Here is a 12,570-nt window from a genome sequence, read left to right on the forward strand (position 1 = left end):
GCGCGGACGCGCGCACCCGGGCCCGTACCACCCCCTACGTACGCACCCTCAGCAGCAGCGCCGACCGCGCCGGCACCGTCACCACCTCGCCGCCCGGATGCACCGTGCCCGGGGCCCGTGACTGGTCCTCCAGGGAGGTGTCCACGATCAGCTCGTACGCCTCCGCCCAGGGCGGCCCCGGCAGGCGGTACTCCACCGGCCCGTCCCCGGCGTGCAGGAGCGTCAGAAAGCTGTCGTCGGTGATCTGTATTCCCCGGGCGTCACGGCCCGGGATGTCACGCCCCGACAGGTAGAGGCCCAGCGTGGCCCTCGGGGCGTACCAGTCGGGCTCCGTCATCTCCTTGCCGTCGCTGGTGAACCACGCCAGATCCCGCAGACCGTCGGCCCCCTGCGGGCGGCCGTCGAAGAAGGCGCGGCGGCGCAGCACCGGATGGGTCTGCCGCAGGGTGAGCAGCCGGGAGGTCAGCTCCAGCAGCCCGCTCGGACCCGGCTCCTCCAGGAGGGACCAGTCCAGCCAGCCGATCTCGTTGTCCTGGCAGTACGCGTTGTTGTTGCCGCCCTGCGTACGGCCCATCTCGTCGCCCGCGACCAGCATCGGCACCCCGGTCGACAGCAGCAGGGTGGTGAGCAGGTTGCGGATCTGGCGGCGCCGCAGCGCGTTGATCCGCTCGTCGTCCGTCTCGCCCTCGGCGCCGCAGTTCCAGGCCCGGTTGTCGTTCGTACCGTCCCGGTTGCCCTCGCCGTTGGCCTCGTTGTGCTTGTGCTCGTAGGACACCAGATCGCGCAGGGTGAACCCGTCGTGCGCGGTGATGAAATTGATGGACGCGTACGGGCGGCGCCCGCCCCACGCGTACAGGTCGCTCGACCCCGACAGCCGGTAGCCGAGGTCCCGCACGTCCGGCAGCGCCCCGCGCCAGAAGTCCCGTACGGCGTCGCGGTACCGGTCGTTCCACTCGGTCCACAGCGGCGGGAACGCGCCCACCTGATAGCCCCCGTTGCCCACGTCCCACGGCTCGGCGATCAGCTTCACCCGGCGCAGCACCGGGTCCTGGGCGATCACGGCCAGGAAGGGGGAGAGCATGTCGACGTCGTGCATCGAACGGGCCAGGGCGGCCGCAAGGTCGAAGCGGAAACCGTCGACGCCCATCTCGGTGACCCAGTAGCGCAGGCTGTCGGTGATCAGCCGCAGCACCTGCGGCCGCACCACGTGCAGGGTGTTGCCGCAGCCCGTGTAGTCGGCGTAGCGGCGGGAGTCGGGCTGGAGGCGGTAGTAGCCGCGGTTGTCGATCCCGCGCAGCGACAGCGTCGGGCCCAGCTCGCCCGCCTCCGCCGTGTGGTTGTAGACGACGTCGAGGATGACCTCGATACCCGCCTCGTGCAGCGCCCGCACCATCCGCTTGAACTCGCCGACCTGCTGGCCGGCCGTGCCCGACGCGCTGTACCCGGCGTGCGGCGCGAAGTAGCCGATGGAGTTGTATCCCCAGTAGTTCTTCAGCCCGCGCCGCAGCAGATGGTCCTCGTGCGCGAACTGGTGCACCGGAAGCAGTTCGACCGCGGTCACGCCGAGCCCCACGAGGTGCTCCACGGCCGCGGGGTGCGCCAGCCCCGCGTACGTGCCGCGCAGTTCCTCGGGGATCCCCGGATGCAGCTTGGTGAAGCCCCGTACATGGAGCTCGTAGATGACCGAGTCCGCCCAGGGCGTCTTCGGCCTGCGGTCGTCGGCCCAGTCGTCGTCGTCATGGACGACGACGCCCTTGGGGACGTAGGGCGCCGAGTCCCGGTCGTCGCGGACGGTGTCGGCGACATGCTGCTGCGGCCAGTCCCGGACATGCCCGTAGACCTCGGGGGGAAGCGTGAAGTCCCCGTCAACGGCCCGGGCATACGGGTCCAGCAACAGCTTCGCCGGGTTCCAGCGGGCGCCCGTCCACGGGTCCCACCGGCCGTGCACCCGGAAGCCGTACCGCCGGCCCGGCCGTACTCCGGGCACGAACCCGTGCCAGATCTCATGGGTCAGCTCGACCAGCGGCAGTCGTGTCTCCGTCCCGGACTCGTCGAAGAGACAGAGCTCCACGGCCTCCGCCCCACCTGCCCACAGCGCGAAATTGGTCCCCGCGGTGCCGTCGGGGCCGACGCGAAACCGCGCCCCGAGCGGCGTCGGCGCCCCCGGCCACACCTGCGGGCCCCGGGGCAGCCCCGAAGGGCCGCCCCGCGCCGGCTCCCGCACCCTTTCCCGTACGGGATCCGTCACCGGCTCCCGTACTGCCTCCTGCTCGGCTGCGCTCGACACCTGTCGGCCTCCCGCGGCTCGTCGGGCCCTGTGCCCAGAGGAAGCGAGCGGCGTCCCGGCCGCGGCTCCCCGCACGTTGGTCCTCCCACCTGTTCTTCCCGGCGCGGTCACCTCCCAACATGACCCGCACGCACGTTTCCCCTGGAGGGTGGTGGTCGTTGGGCCACTCGTGAGAGACGTACTGAAGCGGACGCGCGCCGGACTGGCCCTCGCCCTCGCGGCGGCAGGACTCCTGGCCGGTCTCGCCGGCTGCACCGGAACCGGCGGCTCGGGGGGCGGCGGCCTGGGCGGACTGCCCATCCCCGGCAAGGCACGGGCCCCCGGGGACATCATCCGGATCACCCCAGAGGACGGGGCCAGGAGCGTCCCGGCCGACGGCCCCCTCGAGGTCACGGTCCCCAGCGGCCGCCTGGAGCGGGTCCGTGTGACGCAGGTCGAGGACGCGCAGCGGACGGAGGTGCTCGGCAACGTCTCCGAGGACGGTCTGCGCTGGCAGCCCGCCGAGGGCACGCGCCTCGCGCTGGCCGCCAAGTACAGCGTGGACGCCGTCGCCCTCGACGCCCACGGCCGCCGCTCCGCCCGGCACACCACCTTCACCACCTATGTGCCCGCGGAGCGGTTCATCGGCTACTTCAAGCCGGAGAACCGCTCCACGGTCGGCACCGGCATGATCGTGTCCTTCTCCTTCAACCGCGCCATCGAGAACCGCGCGGCCGTGGAGCGCGCCATCCGGATCACCTCGGTGCCGCCGGTGGAGGTGGCGGGTCACTGGTTCGGCAAGGAACGGCTCGACTTCCGCCCCCGCGAGTACTGGAAGCCCGGTACCCGAGTCACGGTGGACCTGCGGCTGCGCGACGTGGAGGCGGCCAAGGGGGTCTACGGCATCCAGCAGAAGACCGTCGGATTCACGATCGGCCGCTCCCAGGTCTCCCTCGTCGACGCGGAGGAGCACACGATGGAGGTGCGCCGGGACGGCGAGCTGGTCTCCACCCTGCCCATCACGGCGGGCGCGCCCAAGACGACGACGTACAACGGGAAGATGGTCGTCACCGAGCTGTTCGACGTGACCAGGATGGACGGCCGGACGGTCGGCTTCGGCGGCGAGTACGACATCAAGGACGTGCCGCACGCCGTACGGCTCACCACCTCGGGGACCTTCCTGCACGGCAACTACTGGGCCTCGGCGGACACCTTCGGTTCCGCCAACGTCAGCCACGGCTGTGTCGGACTGCGCGATGTGAAGGGCGGCAGCCCCGACACCCCGGCGGGGTGGTTCTTCGACCGGACCCTCGTCGGCGATGTGGTGGAGGTCGTCAACAGCCAGGACCGGAAGGTCGCTCCCGACAACGGCCTCGGGGGATGGAACCTCGACTGGAACCAGTGGAAGGCCGGTTCCGCCGTGCGCTGACACGCGCTGACCTGCATGGTCCGGCCCCGTCACGGACAAGTTGCTACTGAACGGTGACATTCCCGAGCAACTCTCGCCGCCTTCGGTGTGATTATCTAACGCCGTGCGCGCTGAGGAGCGCGCGGGGGTGCGGGCCGTGGCGATGCCAGGCCGTGCGAGGGGAGAACAGCATCGTGAACGGGCAGCCGATATCGGGCGAATCGGCAGGGGTGGCCGGCAGGCGGAACCGTGGGGGGACCGGTCTGTCGGCGCTGGTACTGGGGGCGCTCCTGCTCCTGGTGACGGCGTGCGGGGGCGGCGCCTCCGACGGCGGCAAGGACGACGCGGGGAACAAGGACGGCGGCAAGGCCGGGAACACCGCCTCGCAGGCGGTGGTGACGGTCAGTCCCAAGGACGGCGCCGACTCGGTCGCCACCAGTGGCGTGCTGAAGGTGACTGCCGCTCAGGGCACGCTGACCACGGTCACCGTCGCCGACGACAAGGGCACCCCCGTCGAGGGGAAGATCGCGGCCGGCGGTGCGAGCTGGGAGCCCACGCGGCACCTCTCCGCCGCCACCAAGTACAAGGTCCACGCGATCGCCAAGGACGCCGAGGGCCGTGAGTCGGCGAAGGACACCACTTTCACCACCCTCGTCCCGAAGAACACCTTCGTCGGCCACTACACCCCCGAGGACGGCTCGACCGTCGGCGTGGGCATGCCGGTCTCCATCAACTTCACCCGGGGCATCACCGACCCGAAGGCCGTGGAGAACGCCATCAAGGTGACGGCCGAGCCGTCCGTGCCGATCGAGGGCCACTGGTTCGGCAACGACCGCCTCGACTTCCGCCCGGAGAAGTACTGGGCCTCCGGCACCAAGGTGACCGTGCAGCTCAACCTGGACGGCGTCGAAGGCCGTCCGGGTGTCTACGGCAAGCAGACCAAGACGGTGAAGTTCACCATCGGCCGCAGCCAGGTCTCCACCGTGGACGCCAGTGCGCACACCATGAAGGTCGTGCGGGACGGCAAGCAGATCCGCAGCATCCCGATCACCGCCGGCGCGCCGTCCACGACGACGTACAACGGCGAGATGGTCATCAGCGAGAAGTACAAGGTGACCCGGATGAACGGCGCCACCGTGGGCTTCGGCGGCGAGTACGACATCAAGGACGTGCCGCACGCGATGCGCCTGTCCAGCTCGGGCACCTTCATGCACGGCAACTACTGGGCCTCGGCGGGCACCTTCGGCTCCTCGAACGTCAGCCATGGGTGTGTGGGTCTGCGGGACGCCCGCGGCGCCGGCGACGACTCGACGCCGGCGGCCTGGATGTACAACAACTCGATCATCGGTGACGTGGTCATCGTGAAGAACTCCAAGGACAAGCAGATCAGGCCGGACAACGGTCTGAACGGCTGGAACATGTCCTGGTCGGAGTGGATCAAGTAGTCCGCCCGGTGCGGAACGCGCGGGGCCCGGTGCTGTGACCAACGGCACCGGGCCCCGGTGCGTTAACGGCCACTAACCTTCCTCCCATGACCGTTTCTCTCGAAGTCTCCGAAGGCGTCGGCACCATCCGCCTGGAGCGCCCCCCGATGAACGCCCTGGACATCGCCACCCAGGACCGGCTGCGCGAGCTCGCCGAGGAGGCCGCCCGCCGGGACGACGTACGCGCCGTGATCCTCTACGGCGGCGAGAAGGTGTTCGCGGCCGGCGCGGACATCAAGGAGATGCAGGCCATGGACCACGCGGCCATGGTCCTGCGGTCCAAGGCGCTCCAGGACTCCTTCACCGCCGTGGCCCGGATCCCCAAGCCCGTCGTCGCGGCCGTCACCGGCTACGCCCTCGGAGGCGGTTGCGAGCTGGCCCTGTGCGCCGACTTCCGGATCGCCGCCGACAACGCCAAGCTCGGCCAGCCGGAGATCCTGCTGGGCCTGATCCCGGGCGCCGGCGGCACTCAGCGCCTCGCCCGGCTCGTCGGTCCGTCCAAGGCCAAGGACCTGATCTTCACCGGCCGAATGGTCAAGGCCGACGAGGCCCTGGCGATCGGCCTGGTGGACCGGGTCGTCCCCGCGGCCGAGGTGTACGAGCAGGCGCTGGCCTGGGCGGCGAAGCTCGCCCAGGGCCCGGCGCTGGCCCTGCGCGCCGCCAAGGAGTCGGTCGACGCCGGTCTCGAGACCGACATCGACACCGGGCTCACCATCGAACGCAACTGGTTCGCGGGCCTGTTCGCGACCGAGGACCGCGAGCGGGGGATGCGCAGCTTCGTGGAGGAGGGCCCGGGCAAGGCCAAGTTCCTCTGATCCGCGTCGGGTTGAGTCCCGTCGGGTCGACCTGCGGCGAGTTGCCCCGTGCCGCGCCGAGTCATGCCGAGTCATGCCGAGGCGCGTCACACCGGGGTGAGTCGGCGTCAACCATGTGGGTGGTTTAGCGCAGTCTTAAGGCAGCCCTAAGTGCGGCATCGTCGATGCGCTCGGCGATCATGTGTGCACAGGGTGTCACCGCAGGTGGGGCCCGGTTTCCGGCCCGCGGACTGCCTCTGGCATATGCCCGACGGTTCCCCCGGAATGACCCGGTCCGGGGGGCCGATTCCCCCGGAACGGCCCCGGAGGCCGCGCGGGGCGGCCATGATGGGGGGCATGGCGGGCCTGGAGGACATGGAGCAACCGCGGCAGCGCGGCGGCGCGACCGCCGCCCGTTGGGCGCCGGCCGTCGAGGACGAACGGGCGCTCGAGGCACTCGAGTTGTTCGGGAATCCGGTCGAGGAGGAAGTACGGCTTCCGTCCCGTCCCGAATCCGCCGCCACCGCCCGCCGGCTCGCCCAGTGCGTGATCCTGCGTCAGTGGGCGCTCGGCCCCCAGGTGGCCGAACACGCCGTCCTCCTCGTCTCCGAGCTCGTCGGCAACGCGGTCCGGCACACCGGAGCCCGGGTCTTCGGGCTGCGGATGCTGCGCCGCCGCGGCTGGATCCGGATCGAGGTGCGCGACCCCTCCCGCGGGCTGCCCTGTCTGATGCCGGTGCATGAGATGGACACCAGCGGTCGCGGGCTCTTTCTCGTGGACAAGCTCTCCGACCGGTGGGGCGTGGATCTGCTGCCCCGGGGCAAGACCACCTGGTTCGAGATGAGGGTCTCCGACCGCTGAACGCACAGAAGCCCCCGTATGCCGTGGTGCGGCAGCCTGGGGGCTCTGTGTGGAGCGCCGTGGACAAGGGGGGTGTATCCACGGCCGCTGTGAACGACCTGGCCCGGGTCAATGGGGGTCGTGTCACCGACTATGGCAGACGGGGGCCATGCCGCCAAAAGCACATAGCGGGATGAAACCCACCAGTGCGGACAGATCGCCTCTGGATCGCAGGTGGGATGGGTCACCCACCTCGTAAATCATGAATAAATATGGGATCTCCCGCGTGATTCCTTGATCGATGCCACGGGGGTGTGGGTGATCCATGGCGACCCGCAAAGGTCGCGAATTGGGTCAATCATTACCTTTCGGTCCCACCACCCCTTAAATGGTCGAGTGACCCTGACCGACCGCCGCGGCGTACTGCGCGCGGGGACAGCGGCAGCCGCCGTGGGAGCCTTCACCACCGCCTGTACGGACAGTGGTCCCGCCCCGTCGCCCCCTCCCGCACCGCCCGCCGCCCCCGCAGCCACCCGGCCGGCCGCCGCGCCCGCCGCCCCTGCCCCCCGGCGCTTTCCCGGCCGGCCCGCCCAGATCAGCAACGGTCCCCGGGACCGTCCCGGGGTCGCCCTCACCTTCCACGGCCAGGGCGATCCCGCCATCGCCCGCGCGCTGCTGGGCGAGGCCGAGCGGGCCGGCGCCCATGTCACCGTCCTCGCCGTCGGCGGCTGGCTCGACCAATACCCCGACATGGCCCGCCGGATCCTCGACGGCGGCCATGACCTCGGCAACCACACCCAGCGCCACCTCGACATCAACACGATGCCCGAGGCCGAGGCCTATGCCGAGATCACCGGGTGCGCGACGCGGCTGCGACGGCTCACCGGGTCCATCGGCACCTGGTTCCGCCCGTCCCGCACCCGGAGCGCGACCCCGCTCGTCCAGCGACTCGCCCAGCGGGCCGGCTACCCGCACGTTCTGTCCTACGACGTCGACTCGCTCGACTTCACCTCACCCGGCGCCCAGACCGTCGTGCGTACCGTCACCGGGCAGATCCGCGGTGGGTCCGTGGTGAGCCTGCACTTCGGCTATGCGGACACGGTCGCCGCGCTGCCCGCCCTCCTCGACGACCTCGACCGCCGCGGCCTGCGCGCGGTGACCACCACGGAGCTGCTGACCTGATGCCCACGAAGCTGACCAAGAGTCTCGTCGCCGCCGCGCTGCTCACCACACTTGCCGGCTGTGGAACCACCGCACCCCGGCCCACGAGCCACGGCACCGAAGCCGCCGCGCCCCCCGTCGTCAAGAAGAAGCCCGTGCGTTCGGACGGGCTGCCCGGGATGCCGCCGGTCCTCGACCCCAAGGACCTCTACGCGGCAGACCGGCCGGGCAAGCTCTCGCCGGCGGTCAAGGGCTTCCCCTCCCGGGTCTATGTGCCCAACACCAACTCCAACACGGTCTCGGTCATCGACCCCGCCACGTACAAGGTCGTCGAGACCATCCCGGTCGGCATCCAGCCCCAGCACGTCGTCCCGTCCTGGGACATGAAGACCCTCTGGGTCAACAACAACCGCGGCCACACGCTCACCCCGATCGACCCGGCCACCGGTGTCGCGGGCAAGGCGGTCGAGGTGCACGACCCGTACAACCTGTACTTCACCCCCAACGGCAAGTACGCCATCGTCATGGCCTCCATGGACCGCGAGCTGGTCTTCCGCGACCCGCACACCATGGACAGGGTGCACACCGAACCGGTCACCTGCTACGGCGTCAACCACGCCGACTTCTCGGCGGACGGCCGGTACTTCATCGTCTCCTGCGAGTTCTCGGGCGAGCTGCTCAAGGTCGACACGGAGAAGATGAAGGTCGTCGGCCAGCAGAAGCTGCCCTTCGGGGGCGCCATGCCGCAGGACGTCAAGATCTCCCCGGACGGCAAGACCTTCTACATCGCCGACATGATGGCGCACGGCATGTGGGTCCTGGACGGCGAGAAGTTCACCACGCCGACGCTCCTGCCGACCGGCAAGGGCTGCCACGGTCTCTACGTCTCCCGTGACTCCAAGGAGATGTACGTCTCCAACCGCGGCGAGGGCACCATCTCCGTCTTCGACTTCCCGCAGAACAAGCTGACGAAGAAGTGGGTGCTGCCGGACGGCGGCTCCCCGGACATGGGCGGGGTCTCGGCCGACGGCAAGGTGCTGTGGCTGTCGGGCCGGTACGACTCCGAGGTGTACGCCATCGACACGAGGACCGGCCGGCAGCTCGCCCGGATCCCGGTCGGCGGCGGACCGCACGGCCTCGCGGTCTATCCGCAGCCCGGCCGCTACTCGCTCGGCCACACCGGCATCTTCCGCTGACCCGGCGTGACGGACACCGCGCGGGCCCCCGGCACGGTCGCCGGGGGGCCCGCCGCGCACCCCGCGGCGGTCAGCCGGCGATGAGCAGTGCCTCGGACCCCACCGGCCGATAGCCCGCCGCCTGGAACGTCCGCACGCTCCGCGCGTTGCCGGGCGACTGCTGCGCCCACACCACCGTGTCCGGTACGAGATGCCGGGCCGCGACCGCCAGTGCCCGGCCCAGGCCCCCGCCGCGCGCCGCCTCGTCGACCTCGATCGCGGCCTCCCAGCGGCCCGCGACGCCCCGGCCGAGGACCAGTACGCCGCCGCCCGGCGCCGACCACACCCGGACGTCGTCGCGGTACTTCATCGCCCGCGCGACGCGCGGGTGCGCCGGGTCCTCGATCTCCCGCAGCGCGATCTCCGGCGCCCCGGGCAGGGTGTCCGCGACCGTCAGCAGATCGATGGTGTTCATGTGCCGGCCGGTCCTGGCCATCAGGGCGCCGAGGAAACCGGGGTTCATCGACGCGGCGAGCGGATCGCCCGAGGTGGCGGCCAGCGTCGCGCGCACCCAGGCCGGGTCCTCGTCGGTGAAGACCACCGTGTGCGCGGTGAACGCAAGGACCCCGGCGTCGCGCCGGTTCGGCTGCGGCACCACCGCCGTCGTCCCGTCCGCCGGCGGGAAGTGCCCCCGCGCGGCCGCCGCCAGGATCCGCGCCACGTCCTCACTCATACGCCCATGATCCGTCATGGGCCGAGGCCGGAGGCACCGGGCACTGCCGATAATCTGAGCCCCGTCAGGTTAGGCACCAAGAATGGGGTGGAAGCAGTGGCGGACATCGAGTCGGCGCGCACGGCATTCGAGCGGTTCGACGTGGACGGGGACGGAATGATCACCGCCGCCGAGTACAAGAGCGTCATGGCGCAGCTGGGTGACTTCAACGTCACCGAGCCGGTCGCCCAGGCGGTCATCAACGCCCAGGACGGCAACGGCGACGGCAAGCTGTCCTTCGACGAGTTCTGGGCCCACATCAACAAGGCCTGACCTCGCGGGGGCGGCGTCGCGCTCCACGCCGGCGCCGCCCGCCCCGCCTCCGGTTGCCGCCCCACCACGGCTCGGTGACGATCGTCCGGTGACCCTCTCCGGACCTGACGGCACCCAGATCCGCACTCGGTCGACGGCCCGTGCCCTGCTGTTCACCGGTGCCGCGCTCATTGCGCTCGGCGTCGCCCTGTTCGGAGCCCGGCTCGCAGCCCGCGGCACCGGGGAGCTCCCCGTCCCCGCCGCCGGGATCACATCCGTCCTGCGCGTGCTGGTCTTCTCCGGGCTCGCCGTGACGATCGGCGACCCGGTCGGCGCCCGCCTGGCAGGCCGTGGGCCCCGCCCCCGCTCGTGGGCCCTCCCCGCCGCCCTCATCGGCGCCGCCGCGTCGGCCGGCCAGATCGTGCTGCTGTCCGCCGTCAGCGGTCTGGATCTGGTCACCGTCTACGGACTGCACGAGGGCCGCCTGCTGCTGTTCACCGCCAACGGCTTCGCCGTCGCGGCCGGCTGCCTGGCACTCGGGCGGCCCCGATGGGCGGTGGTCCCGCTCGTCGTCGTGATCGCCGCGGAGGCGCTGCGCGCGCACCCCGAGACGTACTGGCCCGTCATCGGCACCGCGCTGACCGTCGTCCATCTGACGGCCGCGTCCCTGTGGTCCGGGACGCTCCTGAAGGTGCTGCGCACCATGGCCCTGCGCCGGGGCGGCCGGGACGTGCTGGTCCGCTACGCCAGGATGGCGGCATGGCTCTTCGCCGGCGTCGTGGGCACCGGCATCTGCTCGACCCTGCGCAAGCTCCCGCTGGAGGTCGCGTTCACTACGGCCTACGGCAGGGTCCTGATCGCCAAACTGATGCTGGTCGGCGCGGCGAGCGGCCTCGCGCTCCTCGCCCGCCGCCGGATGCTGCGCGGCGGGGACCCGGCGCCGCCCGCCCGGATCGAGCTGACCGCGCTCGTGGGGATCCTGCTCCTGTCGGCCGTCCTGACCGTCGTTCCCGACCCCCACTGGATCGGCGCCGGATGAGCCTCAGCACTCGATGATGTTCACCGCGAGCCCGCCCCGCGCCGTCTCCTTGTACTTGACCGACATGTCCGCGCCGGTCTCCTTCATGGTCTTGATGACCTTGTCGAGGGAGACCAGGTGGCTGCCGTCGCCGCGCATCGCCATCCTCGCCGCCGTGACGGCCTTCACCGCCGCCATGCCGTTGCGCTCGATGCACGGGATCTGGACCAGACCGCCGACCGGGTCGCAGGTCAGGCCGAGGTTGTGCTCCATGCCGATCTCGGCCGCGTTCTCCACCTGCTCCGGGCTGCCGCCCAGCACCTCGGCGAGCGCGCCGGCCGCCATCGAGCAGGCCGAGCCGACCTCGCCCTGGCAGCCGACCTCGGCGCCGGAGATGGAGGCGTTCTCCTTGAAGAGCATGCCGACCGCGCCCGCGGCGAGGAGGAAGCGGACCACACCGTCCTCGTCGGCGCCGGGCACGAAGTTCATGTAGTAGTGCAGGACCGCCGGGATGATGCCCGCCGCGCCGTTCGTGGGGGCGGTGACGACCCGGCCGCCCGCCGCGTTCTCCTCGTTCACGGCCATGGCGTAGAGGGTGATCCACTCCATGGCGAGCGCGGCCGGGTCCCCCTCGGAGCGCAGCTTGCGGGCGGAGTTCGCGGCGCGCCGGCGGACCTTGAGGCCGCCGGGCAGGATCCCCTCACGGGACATGCCGCGCGAGACGCAGGCCTGCATGACGCGCCAGATCTCCAGCAGACCCTCGCGGATCTCCTCCTCGGTCCGCCAGGCCTTCTCGTTCTCCAGCATCATCGCGGAGATCGACAGGCCCGTCTCGCGGGAGAGCCGCAGCAGCTCGTCACCCGTGCGGAAGGGGTACTTCAGCACGGTGTCGTCCGGGACGATCGGGTTCTCGCCCTGGACCGCGGCCTCGTCGACGACGAAGCCGCCGCCGACCGAGTAGTACGTCTTCTCCAGGATCAGAGCGCCCTCGGCGTCGTAGGCGAAGATCGTCATGCCGTTGGCGTGGTAGGGCAGGGCCTTGCGGCGGTGCAGGATCAGGTCCTCGTCGAAGTCGAAGCCGATCTCGTGCACCCCGAGGACGCTCAGCCGCTTGGCGGACTTGATCCGCTCGACCTGCTCGTCGGCGCTCTCCACGTCGACCGTGCGGGGGGAATTGCCCTCCAGGCCCAGCAGGACGGCCTTGGGCGTGCCGTGGCCGTGGCCGGTCGCGCCGAGCGAGCCGTACAGCTCGGCCCGTATGGAGGCGGTGTGGGCCAGGAGGCCCTCGTTCTTCAGGCGCCGGGCGAACATCCGCGCCGCCCGCATCGGGCCCACCGTGTGGGAGCTGGACGGGCCTATGCCGATCGAGAACAGGTCGAAGACCGAGATGGCCACGGGGG

Annotated in this window: 11 protein-coding genes; 8 read left to right on the forward strand and 3 right to left on the reverse strand. The window is 71.0% G+C overall.

Translation table 11 applies throughout. From position 1 onward, the window contains the following. Positions 1–34: 34 nt before the first annotated feature. The gene (glgX, locus tag ACZ5VC_RS08760) at positions 35–2,287 is read right to left on the reverse strand and encodes a glycogen debranching protein GlgX (RefSeq protein ID WP_469119365.1); all 2,253 of its coding nucleotides are present in this window, start codon (positions 2,285–2,287) and stop codon (positions 35–37) included. Between the two features lie 169 nt (positions 2,288–2,456). Here glgX and ACZ5VC_RS08765 point away from each other — a divergent pair, with 169 nt between their 5' ends. From ACZ5VC_RS08765 to ACZ5VC_RS08790, 6 genes are all read left to right on the forward strand, one after another. Continuing rightward, a complete protein-coding gene (locus ACZ5VC_RS08765; RefSeq protein WP_469119366.1) occupies positions 2,457–3,695 on the forward strand; it encodes a L,D-transpeptidase in 1,239 nt (412 codons plus the stop codon). 173 nt (positions 3,696–3,868) lie between these two features. Next, the gene (locus ACZ5VC_RS08770) at positions 3,869–5,119 is read left to right on the forward strand and encodes a L,D-transpeptidase (protein ID WP_469119367.1); all 1,251 of its coding nucleotides are present in this window, start codon (positions 3,869–3,871) and stop codon (positions 5,117–5,119) included. Between the two features lie 86 nt (positions 5,120–5,205). After that, the gene (locus ACZ5VC_RS08775; protein WP_469119368.1) at positions 5,206–5,973 is read left to right on the forward strand and encodes an enoyl-CoA hydratase/isomerase family protein; all 768 of its coding nucleotides are present in this window, start codon (positions 5,206–5,208) and stop codon (positions 5,971–5,973) included. Between the two features lie 336 nt (positions 5,974–6,309). Beyond that, on the forward strand, positions 6,310–6,813 hold the full coding sequence (locus ACZ5VC_RS08780; protein ID WP_469119369.1) for an ATP-binding protein: 504 nt from the start codon (positions 6,310–6,312) through the stop codon (positions 6,811–6,813). A 375-nt stretch (positions 6,814–7,188) separates the two neighbouring features. Further along, on the forward strand, positions 7,189–7,974 hold the full coding sequence (locus ACZ5VC_RS08785) for a polysaccharide deacetylase family protein (RefSeq protein WP_469119370.1): 786 nt from the start codon (positions 7,189–7,191) through the stop codon (positions 7,972–7,974). Further along, positions 7,974–9,149: a YncE family protein gene (locus ACZ5VC_RS08790; protein ID WP_469119371.1), complete on the forward strand. Its 1,176-nt coding sequence runs from the start codon at positions 7,974–7,976 to the stop codon at positions 9,147–9,149. The genes ACZ5VC_RS08785 and ACZ5VC_RS08790 overlap by 1 nt, the downstream gene beginning before the upstream one ends. A 70-nt stretch (positions 9,150–9,219) precedes the next feature. Here ACZ5VC_RS08790 and ACZ5VC_RS08795 read toward each other — a convergent pair whose 3' ends face one another. After that, positions 9,220–9,861, reverse strand: coding sequence for an N-acetyltransferase (locus tag ACZ5VC_RS08795; protein ID WP_469119372.1), 642 nt, complete (start codon positions 9,859–9,861; stop codon positions 9,220–9,222). A 96-nt stretch (positions 9,862–9,957) separates the two neighbouring features. Here ACZ5VC_RS08795 and ACZ5VC_RS08800 point away from each other — a divergent pair, with 96 nt between their 5' ends. Together ACZ5VC_RS08800 and ACZ5VC_RS08805 are read left to right on the forward strand one after the other, a co-directional pair. Continuing rightward, positions 9,958–10,173: an EF-hand domain-containing protein gene (locus tag ACZ5VC_RS08800; RefSeq protein WP_468707401.1), complete on the forward strand. Its 216-nt coding sequence runs from the start codon at positions 9,958–9,960 to the stop codon at positions 10,171–10,173. Positions 10,174–10,261: 88 nt separating this feature from the next. Then, on the forward strand, positions 10,262–11,191 hold the full coding sequence (locus tag ACZ5VC_RS08805) for a CopD family protein (protein WP_469119373.1): 930 nt from the start codon (positions 10,262–10,264) through the stop codon (positions 11,189–11,191). Positions 11,192–11,194: 3 nt separating this feature from the next. Here ACZ5VC_RS08805 and ACZ5VC_RS08810 read toward each other — a convergent pair whose 3' ends face one another. Then, the gene (locus tag ACZ5VC_RS08810) at positions 11,195–12,565 is read right to left on the reverse strand and encodes an L-serine ammonia-lyase (protein WP_469119374.1); all 1,371 of its coding nucleotides are present in this window, start codon (positions 12,563–12,565) and stop codon (positions 11,195–11,197) included. Between the last annotated feature and the right edge of the window lie 5 nt (positions 12,566–12,570).

The organism is Streptomyces sp. NPDC033174, assembly GCF_055577795.1.

What these genes read in the sequence shown, in the direction of transcription:
- ACZ5VC_RS08775 (WP_469119368.1), top strand. Translation starts at nt 5,206, where the DNA reads ATGACCGTTTCTCTCGAAGTCTCCGAAGGCGTCGGCACCATCCGCCTG.
- ACZ5VC_RS08780 (WP_469119369.1), top strand. Translation starts at nt 6,310, where the DNA reads ATGGCGGGCCTGGAGGACATGGAGCAACCGCGGCAGCGCGGCGGCGCG.
- ACZ5VC_RS08790 (WP_469119371.1), top strand. Translation starts at nt 7,974, where the DNA reads ATGCCCACGAAGCTGACCAAGAGTCTCGTCGCCGCCGCGCTGCTCACC.
- ACZ5VC_RS08795 (WP_469119372.1), bottom strand. Translation starts at nt 9,861, where the DNA reads ATGAGTGAGGACGTGGCGCGGATCCTGGCGGCGGCCGCGCGGGGGCAC.